The organism is Streptomyces sp. HP-A2021 (genome assembly GCF_022807935.1).
In the GTDB taxonomy this organism is placed as follows: domain Bacteria; phylum Actinomycetota; class Actinomycetes; order Streptomycetales; family Streptomycetaceae; genus Streptomyces; species Streptomyces afghaniensis.
The window spans coordinates 5704290-5722842 of the sequence record NZ_CP094344.1; the positions used below are offsets into that span (position 1 = coordinate 5704290).

The window sequence follows — 18553 nt, forward strand, 5'->3', positions numbered from 1 at the left end:
TAGCCATGTGTCCGACTGAAACGGGGAGCCTCTCCCCGGATCGTCACACCAGAGCACCTCACCCAGGAGTACACCGTGCAGACCGCCACCCCCGCACCGCGCAAGGCGCCCCGGCCCCGTGCCGACGCCCTGCGCAACCGGGAGCGGATCGTCACCGCCGCCCGGGAGATGTTCGTCGAGCACGGCCCCGAGGTGCCGCTCGACGAGATCGCCCGCCGGGCCGGCGTCGGCAACGCCACGGTGTACCGCAACTTCCCGGACCGCGACGCGCTCGTGCGCGAGGTCGTCTGCTCCGTACTGGACCGTACGGGCGCGGCGGCCGAGCGCGCGCTCTCGGAGACGGGGGACGCGTTCGAGGCCCTGGAGCGCTTCGTGCACATCTCCGCCGACGAGCGGATCAGCGCGCTGTGCCCCATGGTCTCGTCCACGTTCGACAAGAACCACCCCGATCTCGAAGCGGCGCGCGAGCGCGTGGAGCGGATCCTCGAGACGGTCATGAACCGCGCCAAGGTGGCCGGCCAGCTCCGCCCCGACGTCGGCGTCGGTGACCTGATGGTCGCCGTGGCCCAGCTCAGCCGGCCCCCGGCCGGCACGGCGTGCCTCAGTGCCGACCCCTTCGTACACCGTCATCTTCAGCTGTTCCTGGACGGACTGCGGGCCCCGGCCCGGTCCACCCTGCCGGGTACGGCAGTGACCATGGAGGATCTCCGCCAATCCTGACCGATTAGATCCCGGCGCCACCCCAGTCACCACACCCAGAACTCACGGCCACGCCGGTCGTCGAGTCGTCCCTCAGCGACACCTTTTTTCCGTTTTTTCCGTCATCTTGTCCCGAAGTGGGTATCCCCATGTCTGAAACAGCCTCAAAGGCACTCGGCGCTCCGGCGGCCACGCCGGACGCCGGCCGCTGGAAAGCGCTCGTGTTCATCGCGCTGGCCCAGCTGATGGTCGTCCTGGACGCCACCATCGTGAACATCGCCCTGCCCTCGGCCCAGCAGGACCTGGGCATCTCCGACGGCAACCGGCAGTGGGTCGTCACGGCGTACGCGCTCGCCTTCGGCGGTCTGCTCCTGTTCGGCGGCCGGATAGCCGACCTGTGGGGCCGCAAAAAGGCCTTCGTCGTCGGCCTGGGCGGCTTCGCCGTGGCCTCCGCGCTCGGCGGCGCGGCCACCAACGAGGCGATGATGTTCGGCGCCCGCGCCCTCCAGGGCGTCTTCGGTGCCCTGCTCGCGCCCGCCGCGCTCTCCCTGCTCGCCGTGATGTTCACCGACGCCAAGGAGCGCGCCAAGGCGTTCGGCATCTACGGTGCGATCGCCGGTGGCGGCGGCGCCGTCGGCCTGATCCTGGGCGGCTTCCTCACCGAGTACCTGGACTGGCGCTGGACGTTCTTCGTGAACATCCCGTTCGCCATCGTCGCCGCGGCCGGTGCGTACTTCGTCATCCGTGAGCCGGAGGGCGGCCGCAACCGCTCCCCGCTCGACATCCCGGGCGTCATCCTGTCCACCCTCGGCCTGGTCGCCCTCGTCTACGGCTTCACCCGCGCCGAGTCGGCTGGCTGGAGCGACTCCGTGACCGTCGGCATGTTCGTGGCCTCGGTCGTCCTGCTCGCGACCTTCGTGGTCGTCGAGTCCAGGGTGAAGGCCCCGCTGCTGCCGCTGCGCGTGATCACCGAGCGCAACCGCGGCGGCATCTACCTCTCCCTCGGCCTCGCGATCATCGCGATGTTCGGCCTGTTCCTCTTCCTGACCTACTACCTCCAGATCGTGAAGGGGTACTCGCCGGTCAAGACCGGGTTCGCCTTCCTGCCCATGATCGCGGGCATGATCACGGGCTCCACCCAGATCGGCACCCGCCTGATGACCCGGGTCGCGCCGCGTCTGCTGATGGGCCCCGGCTTCCTGGTCGCCGCGCTCGGCATGCTGCTGCTGACCCGGCTGGAGATCGGTTCCTCGTACGCCGCCCTGCTGCTGCCGGCGATGCTGCTGCTCGGCCTCGGTATGGGTACGGCGTTCATGCCGGCCATGTCCCTGGCCACCCAGGGCGTCGAGCCGCGGGACGCCGGTGTCGCCTCCGCGATGGTCAACACCTCGCAGCAGGTGGGCGGCGCGATCGGTACGGCTCTGCTGAACACGATCGCCGCCTCGGCCACCACGTCCTACATCGCGGACCACATCGCCGGGGCCGGCAGCCGGTCCCAGCAGCAGCTGGTCCAGCTGGAGGGCATGGTCGAGGGCTACACGAGCGCCATCTGGTTCGCCGTCGGCATCCTCGTCGTGGCCGCCGGGATCGCCCTGACCTTCGTCAACGCGGGCCGGCCCGGCAGCGCCACCGTGACCGGCTCCGGTTCCGGCGAGGGCGTGGCGGACGAGGTGCAGGTCCCGGTCGTCGCCCACTGACGGCCGTACCCGGAAACACCCCTTCGGGCCCTCCGTAGGTACGGGGAAGGGGACGCCCCGTACCTACGGATTCCAGGACCTGCCCAGGCTCAGCGGAGCCAGGGCAGGTCCGCACCGGCTTCGGCCGGCTGAAGTCCCTCGGCGATGATCCGCATGATCTCGCCGAGGGACTTCTGCTGTTCCGGGGTGAGCCGGTCGAAGACCGCCTGCCGTACGGCCTCCACATGGCCCGGCGCGGTCTGCCGCAGCACCTCGTAGCCCTCGTCCGTGAGCACGGCGAACTGGCCGCGCTTGTCGTCGGGGCAGTCCTCGCGGTGCACCCAGCCGTTCTTCTCCAGGCGCGCGATGGCGTGCGAGAGGCGGGAGCGGGTGATCTTCGCCAGCATGGCGAGCTCCGTCATCCGCAGCCGCCGCCTCGGCGCCTCGGCGAGCTTCACCAGAAGACCGTAGTAGACGTGCGGCATGCCCGCGTCGCGCTGGAGCTGACGGTCGAGGTGGTCGTCGAGAAGGGTGACGCCCTCCATGAACGAGCGCCATACGCGCTGCTCGTCCTGGGTGAGCCAGCGCGGTTCCGGAGGCTCCGCCACGGAGCCTGGTGTCGGTGCGGATGCGGGTGCCTTCATGTCTTCCACTCTACGTGGCCCCTCCTTGAACTTTAAACAAATGCCCCGTACAGTTTTGTTAGGGAACCATGTTTTGGAAGGAGCCGCAGCATGTCCGCCGCCACCCAGGAGCGCATGCCCGCTCTGTACCTGAGCCACGGCGCCCCGCCGCTGGCGGACGACCCGGTCTGGCCCGGTGAGCTGGCCGCCTGGTCGGCCGGCCTGCCCCGCCCCCGGGCGATCCTGATGGTCTCCGCCCACTGGGAGGAGGCCCCGCTCGCCATCGGCGCCACCGAGACCGTCCCGCTCGTCTACGACTTCTGGGGCTTCCCGGAGCACTACTACCGGGTGACCTACGAGGCCCCCGGCGCACCGGAGCTCGCCGAGTCGGTACGGAAGCTGCTGCGCGCCCCCGGGATTCCCGTCCAGGACGTCCCCGACCGCGGCCTCGACCACGGCGCGTACGTCCCGCTGGTCGAGATGTACCCGGAGGCCGACATTCCGGTCCTCCAGGTCTCCATGCCGACGCTCGACCCGGTCCGGCTCATGGAGATCGGCCGCAGGCTCGCCCCCTTGCGGGACGAGGGCGTGCTCATCGTCGGCTCCGGCTTCTTCACCCACAACCTGGCCGCGCTCCGGCAGGGCGGCATCCCCGCCTGGTCGGCGGAGTTCGACGACTGGGGCCGGCGGGCGCTGGAGGGGCGGGACGTGGACGCCCTGCTGGACTTCACCCGCAAGTCGCCCGCGGGGCAGCTCGCCCACCCCCGCACGGAGCACTTCGCCCCGCTGTTCGTGACCATGGGCGCGGCCGACGCCGCCGGTGAGCTGGACCTGCAGAAGTCGGTGATCGACGGCTTCTGGATGGGGCTGGCGAAGCGGTCGGTGCAGTTCGGCTGAGGCCGCCCTGGGCAACCGGGTCTACAGGTCCTTTTCGTACCAGGCCACGTCCCAGTAGCGGCCGAACTTGCGGCCGACCTCCCGGTACGTGCCGACGTACCGGAAGCCGAAGCGTTCGTGCAGCCGGGCCGACGCCTCGTTCGGCTGCGCTATGCCCGCGTAGGCGCGGTGCAGGTCCTCGCCGGACAGGGCCTCGAAGAGGGCCTTGTAGAGGAGGGTGCCGACCCCCCGGCGGCCGGCGTCCGGGACGACGTACACCGTCGTCTCCACGGAGGTCGCGTAGGCGGGCTTCGCCCGGAAGGGGCTGGATGTGGCGTAGCCCAGAATCTCCTGTGAGTCCGGCGCCGTGGCAACCATCAGGCGGTACGGCCCGTCTTCAGGGTGGGAGAGCAGCCAAGGGCGGCGCTCTTCCGGAGTGAAGATCGCGGTATCGAATGTGATCGCTGTCTCACGTACATAGTGGTTGTAGAGGGCTGTGAGAGCTTCGAGGTCACCCTCGACTCCTGGCCTGACCTGCACCTCTGTACGTTCCGTCGGCACCGCGCCTCCTCATGGGGTCCGACAGGGTACTGCATGATCCGAAAAATTGAGGGGCAGGTTGGGAATTCTGTCCTGATTCCAGTCGTTGTTTCCATCGGATGCAGGGCACCCGAGGAGAGTCCGGAGAGTCCCGGAGACGGAGTCCAGCGTCCGAAGGACCACCCGCTGACCTCACCATCGCAAGGGAGCACGCATGGCAACCCGTGCCGTCGCCCGTCGTCAGTCCGCCACCGGCGAGACGGCCGACGCGGCAAGCAGTGTTCGCGCCCATGGCGGCGAGATCGCCGATCGCGACCTGGTCGGCATGTACCTCGACGAGATCGCGCGCACACCGCTGCTCGACGCCGCCAAGGAAGTCGAGCTGTCCCAGGTCATCGAAGCGGGTGTGTTCGCGCGGCAGGTCCTCGACGGGTACGAGGAGACCAAGGCGGACGCCACCCGTGAGGAGCTCGAAGCCCTCGTCGCCGACGCGGAGCGGGCCAAGGACGTCTTCATCCGCTCCAACCTGCGCCTGGTCGTCGCCGTCGCCCGCCGCTACCCCCGCAGCGGTCTGCCGCTGCTGGACCTGATCCAGGAGGGCAACGCCGGCCTGGTGCGCGCGGTCGAGAAGTTCGACTACCGCAAGGGCTTCAAGTTCTCCACGTACGCGACGTGGTGGATCCGCCAGGCCATCACCCGCTCCATAGCCGACCAGTCCCGTACGATCCGCCTGCCCGTCCACCTCGTGGAGGAGCTCGGCCGGATCCGGCGGGTGCAGCGCGAGTTCAACCGCGAGCACGGGCGCGACCCGGAGCCCGCGGAGATCGCCGCCGAGCTCGGCTCGACGCCGGAGCGCGTCACCGACGTGCTCGACTGGGCCCGCGACCCGGTCTCGCTGAACATGTCGGTGGACGACGAGGGCGAGACCCAGTTCGGCGACCTCCTGGAGGACACCTCGGCGGTGTCGCCCGAGCAGTCGGTGCTCACGCTGCTGCGCAGCGAGGAGCTCGACGACCTCATCGGCCGCCTCGACCAGCGCACGGCCTCGATCATCAAGATGCGCTACGGCATCGAGGACGGCCGGGAGCGCACGCTGACCGAGGTCGGCAAGGAGCACGGCCTGACCCGTGAGCGCATCCGGCAGATCGAGAAGCACGCGCTGCTGGAGCTGAAGAAGCTGGCGCGCAGCACCGGGTTCGACGCGGCGGCGTGACGCCGGTGCCGGTGTTCACCGGTGTCGGTGTCAGCCGGTGGGGCGTCCGGGCGTACGGCTCGTCCCGAAGCCCGTGGGTGTTGTCCCAGGGGCTGTCGGTGACGGCCGGTGTGCGCCCGGGGGGTCGCCGCGTACGCCGGGTGGCGAAAGACCGCGCAAACATGGCGATGTAACGCCGCTTCAACCCGCGGGGCACCGGGAACAAGACTTCCGGGCCCACCAGTTCGGGCCGGGGCCGCGCCCCTGGCCCCCAGAGCCAAGTCCCGTCGCACTCCCCCCGGCGCCGGGACTCTCCCAAAGCCGGGCTTCGGCGTCCTTCCCCCCGGGCGCCGGGGCCCGGCTCTCTTCGTGAGGGGGAACCCGGCTCTTCGCGTGAGCGGGGAAGTGGAGGGCGGGGTTGGAGGGCGGGCCACCCCGTACCTGAACCACGGGGTGGCCCGCCAGATGGCAGATTGTGTCACATGGGCATAGCCTGCCGGGCGTGAGCAGCACCACCCCGACCCCTCCTCAGGCCTCGCTGACCGAGCGGCGGAAGGCCGAGACGCGTATGGAGATCGCCCGGGCCGCGGCCGGCCTCTTCGTACGGCACGGCCTGCGCGCCACCCGCGCGGAGGACATCGCCCAGGCCGCCGGCATCGCCCCGCGCACCTTCTACCGGTACTTCGCCACCAAGGAGGAGGCCGTCGCCCCGCTCTACGCGGCCGGCGCCCAGCGCTGGGTGGAGGCGGTACGCGCGGCACCCGCCGACGCGAGCGTGCTCCGGGCGCTGGAGCACGGGGTGCGGCACACCCTCACCCCGGGCGTCGGCGTCTCGGCGTCCTCCTGGGAGTGGGTCCGCACACTCCTGCGCCTCGCCGAGGCGAACCCGTCCCTGCGCAGGGTGTGGGCGGAGGTGTGCCAGGCGTCGGAGCGGACGCTGGGGGAGGTGCTGGCGGAACGGGGGACCGGGACGGCGGCTGCGCAGGGCGGCGACAACGTTGCCGCCGCCCCCGAGCCGCGCTTCACCGCCGCCGTCGCGAGCGCCGCCGTACGCACGGCCCTGGAGGGCTGGGCGGAAGGGGACGGGCCGGTGGAGGGCCCGGGGAGCCCGGCGGAACTCGCGCTGCGGAATCTGGGGGCGTTGCGGGACTTCCCCTGGGGGGCCTGACTTTCCTGGGAGTCCTGACGGAGCCGAACAGCGGCCCGGCGCCGGATGCTTACCCCGCGCCCGAGGCCGCCGCCCTGCTCAACCGCGCCCCCAACTCCCGCACCGCCCGCACGAGTTCCTCCGGCGACCGGACCACGAAGTCGCACTCCAGCAGCGCCAGCCGGAACGCCACCCACTGCACGGCGTCCCCGACGGACCCGCGCAGCCGGCAGCTGTGGTCGTCCAACGGCTCGGGCGTGCCGAGCCACTTCGGCAGCCGGGCGGCGACGAAGTCGGCCGGCGCGGCGAACGTGACCTCGAAGTCGTAGGACTCCTGCTGCCGTTGCATCGACTGCCGCAGGTACTCCGCCGCGTTCCCCGTCGGCAGCTCGCGCGGCACGAACCGCGCCCCCGTGGCGAACGGCTCGCTCACCCGGTCGACGCGGAACGTACGCCAGTCGTCCCGGTCGATGTCGTACGCCACCAGGTACCAGCGGCGGCCCGTGGACACCAGCCGGTACGGCTCCGTCAGGCGTCGCGACTCGGTGCCGTCGGCCGCCCGGTAGGCGAACCGCAGCCGTTCGTGCCCGGCCACCGTGGAGGCCATGACGGTCAGGGTCTCCGGCGCGATGCTCGGCCCGTCCCCGCTGGTCAGGGGAGTCGTCGCGGCCTGGAGTGTGGTCACGCGGTGGCGCAGCCGGCCCGGCAGCACCTGCTCCAGCTTGGCCAGCGCCCGTACCGACGCCTCGTCCAGGCCCTCCACCGCGTGCCCCGCCCCGGCGCGCAGCCCGACCGCGATGGCCACGGCCTCCTCGTCGTCGAGCACGAGGGGCGGCATGGCCTTGCCGGCGACCAGCCGGTAGCCGCCGTCGGAGCCCTTGGTCGCCTGCACGGGATAGCCCAGGTCGCGCAGCCGGTCGATGTCCCGCCGGACCGTGCGACGGGAGACCCCGAGCCGGTCGGCGAGCTCGCCGCCGGGCCATTCGCGGGGCGTCTGGAGGAGGGAGAGGAGCGTCAGCAGCCGGGCCGGTGTGTCCGTCGTCATACCGACGAGGATGCCGTACCAGTAGGACATGATCTGACCTAATAGCCGTCTAACTTCCAGGCATGACCTCCACCGAGACCCCTCTCAGCACCGCGGGCGGGACCGACCGCCGCCGCTGGTTCGCCCTCGCGATCGTGATGACCGCGGCCTTCATGGACCTCGTCGACGTGACGATCGTCAACATCGCCATCCCGTCGATCCAGCGGGAATCGGGCGCGTCCTTCAGCCAGATCCAGTGGATCACCGCCGGATACGCCCTGGCCTTCGCCGCCGGGCTGATCACCGGCGGACGGCTCGGCGACATCCACGGCCGCAAGCGGATCTTCCTCGTCGGTATCGGCGGCTTCACCCTCGCCTCCGCGCTGTGCGGCCTCGCGGTGAACCCGGAGATGCTGGTCGCCTCGCGGTTCCTCCAGGGCGCGATGGCGGCGCTGATGGTGCCGCAGGTGCTGTCGATCGTGCACGCGACCTTCCCGGCGCACGAACGGGGCAAGGTGTTCGGGCTGTTCGGCGCGGTCGTCGGGCTCGGGGCCGTGTCCGGTCCGCTGCTCGGCGCGCTGCTGACCGAGTGGAACCTGTTCGGGTGGGAGTGGCGCTCGATCTTCCTGATCAACCTGCCCGTCGGGGTCGCGGGCCTGATCCTCGGCAGCCGCTTCATCACCGAGTCCAGGGCGCCCCGGGCCCTGAAGCTGGACCTGGTGGGGGTCGCGCTCGTGACGCTGGGCCTGCTGATGCTGCTCTACCCGCTCATCCGCGGCCGGGAGCTGGGCTGGCCGGTGTGGGGGTACGTCTCGATGGCCGGCGCTCTCGTCGTCCTCGCGGCGCTGGTGGCGTACGAGCGGCGCAAGAGCGCAATCGACGGCTCCCCGCTGGTCGAGCTGTCGCTGTTCCGGGTCAAGAGCTTCGCGGCCGGGATCGCCGTCCAGACCGTCTTCGGGGTCGCGCTCGGCGTCTTCTTCCTGGTGTGGACGCTGTACATGCAGGTCGGGCTGGGCTGGAGCGCGCTGAAGGCCGGGCTGACCGGGGTGCCGTTCTCGATCGCCGTGTCCGTGGCCGCCGGGATGTCGGTGCAGCAGCTGGTCCCGCGCTTCGGGCGCAGGGTGCTCCAGGCGGGCGCGCTGGTGATGGCCGCCGGGGTGCTGCTCTACCTGTGGGAGTCCGGGCACTACGGCCTCGGCATCACGCCCTGGCAGATGGCGCTGCCGCTGGTCGTGATGGGTGTGGGCATGGGCCTGATCGTCGCCCCGCTGACCGACGCGATCCTCTCCGAGGTGCCGCGCGAGCACTCCGGCTCGGCGTCCGGCCTGCTCAACACCGTGCAGCAGATGGGCAACGCGCTGGGGCTGGGCCTGGTGTCGGTCGTCTTCTTCGGCACGATCGGCGACCGGCTGCGCCCGGACCAGGTGGGCCCGGCCTTCGCGGACGCCTTCCGGAACTCGCTGGGCTGGGTGGCCGCGGTGCTGGGCGTGATCTTCCTGCTGATGTTCGCCCTGCCTAAGCGGCCGGCGCTGCATGCCGAGGGGGAGCAGGCGGCGACGGAGTCGAAGGAACCGGCGCTGGTTTCCTGACAGTCGTCCGGCGATCGTCGGAGAACGGGCTCGGCACATCGGTGCCGAGCCCGCTTCTGTTTCCGATCATGCCCGATTGAGCCCGAACCTGTTTACTTCGCGGAAATCTCGGCGTAGCCTCCCGTCGAAACCACACGTTCGGGCACGAGGCGGAGGCGAACAGACATGTACGCACCGGAGCGGCAGCAGGAGATCCTCCGGCTCGCCCGTGACGGCGGCCGAGTGGATGTCGTGTCGCTGGCCGAGGAGTTCCAGGTGACGGCGGAGACCATCCGCCGGGATCTGAAGGCCCTCGACCGCGCCGGACTGGTCCGCCGGGTGCACGGCGGCGCCATCCCGGTCGGGCGGCTCGACTTCGAACCGGACCTCGCCGAGCGCGAGACGACGGCCGCCGACGAGAAGGACCGCATCGCCAAGGCGGCCCTCGCGGAACTGCCGAGCGAGGGCACGATGATCCTCGACGCCGGTACGACGGTGGCCAAGATGGCCGCGGCCCTTCCGCTGGAGTCCGCCCTCACCGTCGTCACGCACAGCCTGCCCATCGCGGCCCGCCTCGCCGACCACCCGGGCATCCAGCTCCACCTCATCGGAGGGCGCGTACGGCACCGTACGCGCGCCGCCGTGGACGCCTGGGCGCTGCGCGCGTACGGCGAGATCCGGGCCGACGTGCTGTTCGTGGCCGCCAACGGCTTCTCCGCCGAACACGGCCTGACCACCCCCGACCTCGCCGAGGCTGCCGTGAAGCGCGCGGCCGTGGCCGCCGCCCGCCGCGTGGTGCTGCTCGCCGACTCCTCCAAGCACGGCCAGGAGCACTTCGCCCGCTTCGGCGACCTGAGCGATGTGGACCTGCTGATCACCGACAGCGGGCTGAGCCCCGAAGACGCCGTCGCGATCGAGCGCGGCGGCACGGAAGTAGTGCGCGCATGATCCTCACCGTCACCCCCAACCCGTCCCTGGACCGCACGTACGAGGTGCCGTCCCTCGACCGCGGCGAGGTCATCCGCGCCACCGGCGAGCGGATGGACCCGGGCGGCAAGGGCGTGAACGTCTCGCGCGCGGTCGCCGCGGCCGGTCAGCGCACCGTGGCGGTCCTGCCCCTGGGCGGCGCGCCGGGCGCGCTCGTCGCCGACCTGCTCGACACACAGGGCATCGAGGTCGCGCCGGTCCCGGTCGCCGGGGCCACCCGTTCCAACATCGCCCTCGCCGAAGCCGACGGCGTCCTGACGAAGATCAACGCGCCGGGCCCGGAACTGTCCGAGGCCGAGCGGGAACTCCTCCTGGAGACCGTACGGCAGCAGTCCCGCGACGCCGCCTGGATCGCCTGCTGCGGCAGCCTCCCGCGCGGCCTCGCCCCCTCCTGGTACGCCGATCTGGTCGCCCGCGCGCACGCCGCCGGTGCCCGGATCGCCCTGGACACCTCCGGGCCCGCGCTGCTCGCGGCCCTGCGCGAACGGCCCGACGTGGTCAAGCCCAACGCCGAGGAGCTCGCGGAGGCCGTGGGCCGTCCCCTCGCCACCGTCGGCGACGCCGTGAAGGCGGCCGAGGAACTGCGCGAGATGGGCGCCCGGGCCGTCCTCGCGAGCCTCGGCGCCGACGGGCAACTGCTGGTCTCCGAGGAGGGCGCCTGGTTCGGCAGCGCCCGCGTGGCCGCCGTACGCAGCAACGTGGGCGCCGGTGACTCCTCCCTCGCCGGTTTCCTGATCGCCGGCGGCAGCGGCCCCGACGCCCTCGCCTCCGCGGTCGCCCACGGCGCGGCGGCCGTCCAGTTGCCCGGCAGTGTCATGCCCAAGCCCGGCGACCTGGACCCGGCCGCGGTGACGGTCACGGCCCGGATCCCGGCGGACCGCGCGCTGAAGGAGCCGGTGTCATGACGTACGAGGAGCAGCGCGGCCCGACCCGCGATCGGCGGCCTTCCCCGTTACGACCCGCCTCCACCCCCGTCACCCCCACCGCACCCCCGTCCCCTCCCCGCCCACCCGACTGACCGGGCGATACGCGTGCTAAGGAGCCCGCGATGAGCGACATGATCACCGCGGACCTGGTCGATCTCGACCTGTCCGCCGACACCAAGGAAGCGGCGGCGCGTGCCCTCGCCGAGCGCATGGTGGCCCTGGGCCGGGTGACCGACCTGGACGGCTTCCTCGCCGACGTGGCCGCCCGCGAGGCCCAGATGCCGACCGGCCTCGACGGCGGCATCGGCATCCCGCACTGCCGAAGCGAGCACGTCACGGAGCCGACGCTCGCCTTCGGGCGCAGCTCCGAGGGCATCGACTTCGGCGCGGCGGACGGCCCCGCCGACCTGATCTTCCTGATCGCCGCGCCGGCCGGCGCCGACGACGCCCACCTGACGATCCTGTCGTCGCTGGCCCGGCAGCTGATGAACACGGAGTTCACCGACGCCCTGCGCGCGGTGGGCGACGCGACGGCCGCGGCAGCGCTGATCCGCGGCGACGAGCCCGGCGAGCCCGCCGAGGGCGGCTCCGAAGACTCCGTGGCGTCGGCGGGAGCGGCCTCTCCCGCCGCCGCCACGGTCACCGACGACACCGACAGCGCCGACGACACCGACAGCGCCGCCGGCACCGCCGATGTGGCGGAGCAACCGTTCCGTATCGTCGCCGTCACCTCCTGCCCCACCGGTATCGCCCACACCTACATGGCGGCCGAGTCGCTGGAGAACGCCGGCCGTGAGGCGGGCGTCGAGGTCACCGTCGAGCCTCAGGGCTCGGCCGGCTTCACCCGGGTCGACCCGTCGGTCATCGCCGCGGCGGACGCCGTGATCTTCGCCCACGACGTGCCCGTACGGGAGAAGGAGCGGTTCGCCGGCAAGCCGACCGTCGACGTCGGTGTGAAGGCGGGCATCAACCGCCCCGCGGAACTCATCGCCGAGGTCCGCGAGAAGGCCGCCCGCGGCGAGGTCACCTCCGGGTCCGCCCCGTCCACTCCGGTGGAGCGCTCCGGCGACGCCGGCGAGGGCTACGGCACCAAGCTGCGCAAGTGGCTGATGTCCGGCGTCAGTTACATGGTCCCGTTCGTCGCGGCGGGCGGTCTGCTGATCGCCCTCGGCTTCGCGATCGGCGGCTACAAGGTCGACAAGGCCCCGTCGGTGATGGACCACTTCATGTGGGCGCAGGCCGACAGCTGGGCGGCCCTGCTCTTCCAGATCGGCGGCGTCGCCTTCGGCTTCCTCGTCCCGGTCCTGGCCGGCTACATCGCCTACGGCATGGCCGACCGGCCCGGTCTCGTCCCCGGCTTCGTCGGCGGCTCGATCGCCCTGACCATCAACGCCGGCTTCCTCGGCGGTCTCGCGGCCGGGCTCATCGCCGGTGGCGTGGTCATCGCGATCCAGAAGGTGAACATCCCGACAGCGCTGCGCGGCATCATGCCGGTGGTGGTGATCCCGCTGATCTCCTCGGCGATCGTCGGGTTCCTGATGTTCGTCGTCATCGGCAAGCCCATCGCCGAGGCCCAGAAGGGCATGACCGACTGGCTGAACGGCCTGTCCGGCAGCAACGCCATCCTGCTCGGCGCCCTCCTCGGCCTGATGATGTGCTTCGACCTCGGCGGCCCCGTCAACAAGGTCGCCTACACCTTCGCCACCGCCGGTATCGCGGTGTCCAGCCCCAGCGACTCCGCGATGAAGATCATGGCGGCGGTCATGGCGGCCGGCATGGTGCCTCCGCTGGCGATGGCGCTGGCCACGACCGTGCGCGGCAAGCTCTTCACGCAGACCGAGCGCGAGAACGGCAAGGCCGCCTGGGTGCTCGGTGCCTCCTTCATCTCCGAGGGCGCGATCCCGTTCGCCGCGGCCGACCCGCTGCGCGTCATCCCGGCCTCGATGGCGGGCGGCGCGATCACCGGCGCCCTGTCGATGGCCTTCGGCGCCACCCTGCGGGCCCCGCACGGCGGCATCTTCGTGGTCCCGCTGATCGGCAACCCGCTGCTCTACCTGGTCGCCATCGCCGCGGGCGTCTGCGTCACCACCGCCCTGGTGGTCGTCCTGAAGGGCATGCGCAAGCCGGCCCAGGGCGCCGCGGCGGCCTCCGGCGAGGCCGCGGCTCAGGAGGCGGAGGCGAAGCAGCCGGTGGCGGCGTGACGCCCAACGCCTGAGGGCCTGGGTTCGCCCCTTTCGGGGTGTGTGAACCGTTCACGGCACCTGCGAGATAGATCACGAAAATCACGGCCCGGGACCGAAGTCCCGGGCCGTGGTGTCTACTGGGGCGCATGCCTGAGCACGTCTCCCGGTGGCCCGAGGGCCACTCCCTCCCCGCTCTCCCGCAACAGCGGCAGACAGGTCCCCGGTCGGAGTCCGCGGAACTGACCCCGGAGGAGAGAGACGCCTTCGCCGAGCTGGTGCGCCGACTGGGCGACAAGGGCTGAAGGACGGCGACAAGGGCTGAAGGACTAGGACAGCCGCGCCGCCCGCCGCTCCATCGCCTCGCGCGCCGCGTCCTCGCTCGCGTACACCTCGCACATGTGCCGTCCGTCCGGCGTCGCCGTGTGCTCCACCTCCCAGAGGGAGACCTCCGCGCCGTCGCGCAGCAGGAACGCGTGCTCGTAGAGCGAGAAGCACAGCCCTGAGCGGCCCGCGCGGCACGGGCGGCCGAAGGCCTGGGTGATCTGGTGCCCGGACGCCGTGGCCAGCAGGGCCGCCGTGTCCGCGCCCGGCCGGTCCGCGTTCTCCGCGCGGCGCAGTAAACGCCGCGCGTGGTCCGCCGAGTCGTCCCCGGCGTATGCGTGCCGGGGCGCGGAGACCGGGGAGAGCTGCACCGTCACCGGCAGCTCGAAGTCGGGCCCGTCCGGCGGCAGCGGCAGGCGCGTGGTGGCGGCGCGCAGCTCCTCCTCGTCGACGTACACCTCGTGCTGCGGCTCGCTGCCGGGCGCCGTGTTGTGGACGAGCTCCCAGAGCGTGAGCGCCGAACCGTCGGCGAGCAGCCACGTGTGCCGGTACGTCTCCCGGTGCAGGCCCGCGCTGTGGTGCGCGGAGTGCAGCGAACCGTCGTGCGCCAGCGCGCAGTCCAGCCGCCTCATCGTCTCGTCCGGCAGCTCGAAGGAGTTCAGGGCGCGGCCGAGGAGTCGCGCGAGGTGCTCCTCCGGAGACTCGGGCGAGTCGTGGGGTTCGTACGCTGCCGTCTCGTACGGAACGCTCAAGGTTTCTCCCGGCGTTGCTGCATGTCACCTTGTGGGTGCATACCGTAGCCCCTCGGTCGGACATCATGTCCGGGAACCGAGAAAACGTACGTCCAGGAAAACGCGCGGGCCGCGCGAAAAGTTCCCGCGCGGCCCGATCGGTCCGTCAAAAACCCCAGTTGGGGAGGTCGTTCATCCGCTTATGAGGCGCTGCCCGCGATCCACTGGCTCCACGCCATGTTCCAGCCGTTGAGCCCGTTGTCCGGCGCCACCGTCTTGTCGGGGGAGTTCTTCACGACCACCACGTCCCCGATGAGGGAGTTGTCGTAGAACCACTTGGCGGGCGTGCTGCCCCCGGCGCCCTGGACGTCCGCCAGGCCGACGCAGCCGTGGCTCGTGCCCTGGCGGCCGAAGGGCGGATTGCCCTTGTTGTACCAGTAGTTGCCGTGGATGAACGTGCCGGACGTCGTCAGGCGCATCGCGTGCGGCACGTCCGGGATGTCGTACTCACCGCCGAGCCCGACCGTGCGGCTGTTCATCCGGGTCTGCACGAACTTCTCGGAGATCACCATCTGCCCGTTGTACGTGGTGTGCTCCGGGCTGCCCGCCGAGATCGGGACCGTCTTGACCGTCTTGCCGTCCCGCACGACCGTCATGGTCTGCGTGTTGACGTCGACCGTGGAGACCTGCGAACGCCCGACGGTGAAGGTGACCGTCTTCTTCTGCACGCCGTAGACGCCGTTCGTGCCCTCGACCCCGTCCAGGTCGATCTTCATCGTGACCTTGGAACCGGCCTTCCAGTACTCCTCGGGCCGGAAGTCGAGCCGCTGTGAGCCGAACCAGTGCCCGACCACCTTCTGCCCGCTGCTGGACGTGACCGTGATGTGCGACTGCACGTCCTTGCGGTTGGTGATGGCCTTGTCGAAGTTGAACGACACCGGCATGCCCACACCGACCGTGGCGCCGTTGTCCGGCGTGTACGTCCCGATGAAGCTGTTCGCCGAGGTGACCGTCGTGAAGATGGAGTTCGCCGCGGCCGTACGGCCCTTCGTGTCCTGCGCGGTCGCCGATATCTGGTACTTCGTGCCGCGCTCCAGCTGCTCCTTCGGCTTCCAGACCTTGCCGTCGGAGGAGATCGAGCCCGGCACGGCCTGACCGCTGCCCGCCACCGTCATCTTCACGTCGGTCAGCTTCCCGTCGCTGACCTTCACGCCGGTCTTGTTGATGGAGGCGCCGGTCGAACCGTCCTTCGCCGAGATGGCGATCTTCGCGACGGAGGTCTTCGCCGAGTCGCCGCCACCCTTGGCGTCGTCCTTGGCGTTGGCGCTGCCACCGCAGGCGGTGAGCGTCAGCGCGCCGACCATCAGGGCGGCACATGCCCCCAGTTTGCGCCGCGCTGCAATGTCCGGCGTTGTCACGGGCTGCTCCCAGTTCGTGTGATGTGCGTGGTCCGCTCCAGTACGTGAGAGAAGAGGGGCCGGGCGGCCGGTCGGGTTCCGTCCGACCGCCATGAGCGACATCACCGTTACAGGCCCGGGACAATGTCCGGCGTCACTGTGGAATTGCTGTGCGCTGCCCGTCCGTTCAGCGGCCCCCGTACAACTCCCCGTACGACGGCCACGCCCCGCCCGGACCGTCGACCGGCTCCGCGGCGCGCACGGCCCGTACGATCGCCCGGGTCACGACGTCCGCGCCCGCCGCGAGGATCTCGTTGAGGGCGAGCGGGTTCGCGGCGTCCAGGGCGTGGTCCCCGGTCGCCAGCGCGAACACCGTGTCCCCGTCGTTGAGAAGGTGTACCGGCCGCACCGCGCGGGCGATGCCGTCGTGTGCCGTGCCGGCCAGCTTCTGCGCCTGCGCCTTCGACAGGCCGGCGTCCGTGGCGACCACCGCGAGCGTGGTGTTGAGCGGCGGAGGCGCGCTCCTCGCGGCCGTCGCGGCGAGTCGCCGCCGCGCGGCCTCGTGCACCTCACCCTCCGGGTACTCCACCCGCCCCTGGAACAGCTCCCCGTACAGCACCCCCGTCTCCGGATCGAGCACCGATCCCGCCGCGTTGGCCACCACCAGCGCGGCCACCGTGATCCCCGAACCGAGCACGGTGCTCGCGCCGCCGACGCCGCCCTTCACCACCCCGACCACCGCCCCCGTGCCGGCGCCCACACACCCCTCGGGCACCGGCGCGCCGGGCTCGCTCGCCGCGGCCGCCTCGACCGCCGCACGGCCGGTGGCCGCATCGGGCCGGGCCCGGAAGTCGCCGCCGCGCCCCAGATCGAAGACACAGGCGGCGGGCACCACCGGCACGACATGCGCCGGGTCCGCCCCGACTCGGATCCCGCGCCCCCGTTCCTCCAGCCAGGCCATCACCCCCGAAGCCGCGTCGAGCCCGTACGCGCTGCCGCCGGTCAGCACGATCGCCTCGACCTTCCGCACCACGTTGCGCGGGTCGAGCGCGTCCGTCTCCTTGGTGCCGGGACCACCGCCCCGCACGTCCACGGCGGCCACGGCCCCGCCCTCCGGGGCCAGCACCACCGTGGTGCCGGTGAGCCAGCCGTCGCCGGCGCGTGTCGCGTGCCCCACCCGCAGGCCGGAGACATCCGTCAGAGCGTCCACCAGAGCGTCAACTGTCATGCCGCCCAGTCTCGTCCAGACGCCGGCCCCCGCGGGCGCACCCAGCCGGTCGGCGCCGTCAGCCCGCCCGGCCCGCCAGACTCCCGCGGACGCGGGAGGATCTCGCGGCCACCGTCACCCGGTCGGCGCCGCCCGCCCGTCGACCCGGGCGGCCCGGCCGGTCCTGCGCAGGGCCAGGGTCTCTCCCGCCACCACCGACAGTGCGCAGACCAGGCCCGCCGCGAGCACCGCCCAGTCGTCGAGGAACGAGCAGCAGATCACCAGCAGGGCTGTCGTCGGCAGCACCAGCTGCTGGGCGATTCCCGACTTGAAGTGGCGCGAGTGCAGGGCCCACAGGGTCAGCAGATACAGGGCCGTCGGCAGGGTCACGGCGGCCGACGCCGCCAGCGTGGAGATGTGCGCCTTGCCGACCGTCTGCTCCACCGCCACCTCCAGCCCGGCCCCGATCGCTGCCGCCGAGGCGAAGACCAGATAGTGGCCGTAGCCCCACAGGAACGCCTGCCGGTTGGACCGCAAGTGGTCGTGGATGGGGACCACGAAGTAGACCCACCACGCGGCGAAGATGATCAGCAGCCCGCCCGCCGCGATGGGGAGGAGCTCGCCCAGGGCGTCGTTCTCGTCGACGCCCGACTTCACGGCGACCGTGGCCGCGGCGATCGTCTCGCCGAGCACGATGATGGTGAACAGCCCGTACCGCTCCGCGATATGGCGCGGATGCCAGGACGTGGGACGGTCCTTCTCGGCCCACGGCGGCACGCACATCTCCAGCAGCGCCATCACCAGGAACCACCAGGGCCTGGCCCCCTCGGGCAGGAACAGCAGCCCCAGCCAGCCGACCTGGCACGCCAGCAGACCACCGGCGTAGCGCAGAGCCGTCGTCCGCTCCGGGCCCTCGCTGGAGTGTGCCGCCCGCAGCCACTGGGCCGCCATGGCGAGCCGCATGATCAGGTAGCCCAGCCAGACCACGAAGAACTCGTGCTCCCCGAACGCCCGGGACACCCCCGCCGCCAGGACCAGCACACCGGCGATCTGCACCAGCGTGACGACCCGGTAGAGCACGTCGTCGTTGTCGTACGCCGAGGCGAACCACGTGAAGTTCATCCACGCCCACCACACGGCGAAGAACACCATCGCGTAGTCGAGGATCCCCTCGCCCGCATGCCCCTCGGCGACGGAGTGCACCAGCTGGATGCCCGCCTGGGCCACCGCCACGACGAAGCACAGGTCGAAGAAGAGCTCCAGCGGCGAGGCCGCCCGGTGCGCCTCGTCGCGTCCACGGGCCCTGAGCCTGCGCAGGGGCCTCTGGCCGCCGGGCCCACCTGAGGGGGCGGGCGCACCGGAGGGGACGGGCGGGGGAGTGGGGCTGGACGTCATGGTTCCCAGCACAACAGAAGGCGCGGGGAATTTCTCCGCGAATTTCTCCGCGACCGTACCC

General features: G+C 71.5%; 17 protein-coding genes. 10 read left to right on the top strand and 7 right to left on the bottom strand.

Annotated features, from left to right (window positions below):
• Window positions 1-75 precede the first annotated feature (75 nt).
• On the top strand, window positions 76-720 hold the full coding sequence (locus MQE23_RS25900; RefSeq protein ID WP_020272453.1) for a TetR/AcrR family transcriptional regulator: 645 nt from the start codon (window positions 76-78) through the stop codon (window positions 718-720).
• A 128-nt stretch (window positions 721-848) separates the two neighbouring features.
• The gene (locus MQE23_RS25905) at window positions 849-2396 is read left to right on the top strand and encodes an MFS transporter (RefSeq protein ID WP_243380434.1); all 1548 of its coding nucleotides are present in this window, start codon (window positions 849-851) and stop codon (window positions 2394-2396) included.
• A gap of 89 nt (window positions 2397-2485) precedes the next feature.
• Here the strand turns inward: MQE23_RS25905 and MQE23_RS25910 are convergent, their stop codons facing one another.
• Window positions 2486-3019 (bottom strand): MarR family transcriptional regulator, encoded by a 534-nt coding sequence (locus MQE23_RS25910; RefSeq protein WP_051185555.1) that lies wholly within the window; start codon window positions 3017-3019, stop codon window positions 2486-2488.
• A gap of 90 nt (window positions 3020-3109) precedes the next feature.
• Here MQE23_RS25910 and MQE23_RS25915 point away from each other — a divergent pair, with 90 nt between their 5' ends.
• The gene (locus MQE23_RS25915; protein ID WP_020272456.1) at window positions 3110-3895 is read left to right on the top strand and encodes a class III extradiol ring-cleavage dioxygenase; all 786 of its coding nucleotides are present in this window, start codon (window positions 3110-3112) and stop codon (window positions 3893-3895) included.
• Window positions 3896-3916: 21 nt separating this feature from the next.
• Here MQE23_RS25915 and MQE23_RS25920 read toward each other — a convergent pair whose 3' ends face one another.
• On the bottom strand, window positions 3917-4435 hold the full coding sequence (locus MQE23_RS25920) for a GNAT family N-acetyltransferase (RefSeq protein ID WP_037669007.1): 519 nt from the start codon (window positions 4433-4435) through the stop codon (window positions 3917-3919).
• A gap of 193 nt (window positions 4436-4628) precedes the next feature.
• Here MQE23_RS25920 and MQE23_RS25925 point away from each other — a divergent pair, with 193 nt between their 5' ends.
• Both MQE23_RS25925 and MQE23_RS25930 read left to right on the top strand, forming a co-directional pair.
• Window positions 4629-5627 (top strand): sigma-70 family RNA polymerase sigma factor, encoded by a 999-nt coding sequence (locus tag MQE23_RS25925; protein ID WP_010035431.1) that lies wholly within the window; start codon window positions 4629-4631, stop codon window positions 5625-5627.
• Between the two features lie 547 nt (window positions 5628-6174).
• Window positions 6175-6774, top strand: a complete 600-nt coding sequence (locus MQE23_RS25930) for a TetR family transcriptional regulator (RefSeq protein ID WP_243382758.1) — start codon at window positions 6175-6177, stop codon at window positions 6772-6774.
• 49 nt (window positions 6775-6823) lie between these two features.
• On the opposite strand, the gene MQE23_RS25935 is transcribed toward MQE23_RS25930, so the two are convergent.
• On the bottom strand, window positions 6824-7798 hold the full coding sequence (locus MQE23_RS25935) for a YafY family protein (protein ID WP_037669011.1): 975 nt from the start codon (window positions 7796-7798) through the stop codon (window positions 6824-6826).
• A 62-nt stretch (window positions 7799-7860) separates the two neighbouring features.
• On the opposite strand from MQE23_RS25935, the gene MQE23_RS25940 reads away from it, so the two are divergent.
• The 5 genes from MQE23_RS25940 (at window position 7861) to MQE23_RS25960 (ending at window position 13743) form a co-directional block, all read left to right on the top strand.
• Entirely contained in the window at window positions 7861-9366 is a 1506-nt protein-coding gene (locus MQE23_RS25940; protein ID WP_020272461.1) for an MFS transporter, read from the top strand.
• A gap of 165 nt (window positions 9367-9531) precedes the next feature.
• Window positions 9532-10293, top strand: a complete 762-nt coding sequence (locus MQE23_RS25945) for a DeoR/GlpR family DNA-binding transcription regulator (RefSeq protein WP_020272462.1) — start codon at window positions 9532-9534, stop codon at window positions 10291-10293.
• Window positions 10290-11237 carry a 1-phosphofructokinase gene (gene pfkB, locus MQE23_RS25950; RefSeq protein ID WP_020272463.1) on the top strand — a complete coding sequence of 316 codons (948 nt, stop codon included), beginning with the start codon at window positions 10290-10292 and terminating at the stop codon, window positions 11235-11237. Before MQE23_RS25945 ends, pfkB begins: the two co-directional genes overlap by 4 nt.
• Window positions 11238-11380: 143 nt before the next feature.
• Window positions 11381-13459 carry a fructose-specific PTS transporter subunit EIIC gene (locus MQE23_RS25955; protein ID WP_243380435.1) on the top strand — a complete coding sequence of 693 codons (2079 nt, stop codon included), beginning with the start codon at window positions 11381-11383 and terminating at the stop codon, window positions 13457-13459.
• Between the two features lie 128 nt (window positions 13460-13587).
• Window positions 13588-13743 carry a hypothetical protein gene (locus MQE23_RS25960; protein WP_020272465.1) on the top strand — a complete coding sequence of 52 codons (156 nt, stop codon included), beginning with the start codon at window positions 13588-13590 and terminating at the stop codon, window positions 13741-13743.
• Between the two features lie 24 nt (window positions 13744-13767).
• On the opposite strand, the gene MQE23_RS25965 is transcribed toward MQE23_RS25960, so the two are convergent.
• From MQE23_RS25965 to MQE23_RS25980, 4 genes are all read right to left on the bottom strand, one after another.
• Window positions 13768-14514, bottom strand: a complete 747-nt coding sequence (locus MQE23_RS25965; RefSeq protein WP_243380436.1) for a DUF6227 family protein — start codon at window positions 14512-14514, stop codon at window positions 13768-13770.
• A 179-nt stretch (window positions 14515-14693) separates the two neighbouring features.
• A complete protein-coding gene (locus MQE23_RS25970) occupies window positions 14694-15911 on the bottom strand; it encodes an Ig-like domain-containing protein (RefSeq protein ID WP_243380437.1) in 1218 nt (405 codons plus the stop codon).
• Between the two features lie 166 nt (window positions 15912-16077).
• Window positions 16078-17118, bottom strand: coding sequence for a P1 family peptidase (locus MQE23_RS25975; protein ID WP_243380438.1), 1041 nt, complete (start codon window positions 17116-17118; stop codon window positions 16078-16080).
• Between the two features lie 114 nt (window positions 17119-17232).
• Window positions 17233-18492: a low temperature requirement protein A gene (locus MQE23_RS25980; protein WP_243380439.1), complete on the bottom strand. Its 1260-nt coding sequence runs from the start codon at window positions 18490-18492 to the stop codon at window positions 17233-17235.
• Between the last annotated feature and the right edge of the window lie 61 nt (window positions 18493-18553).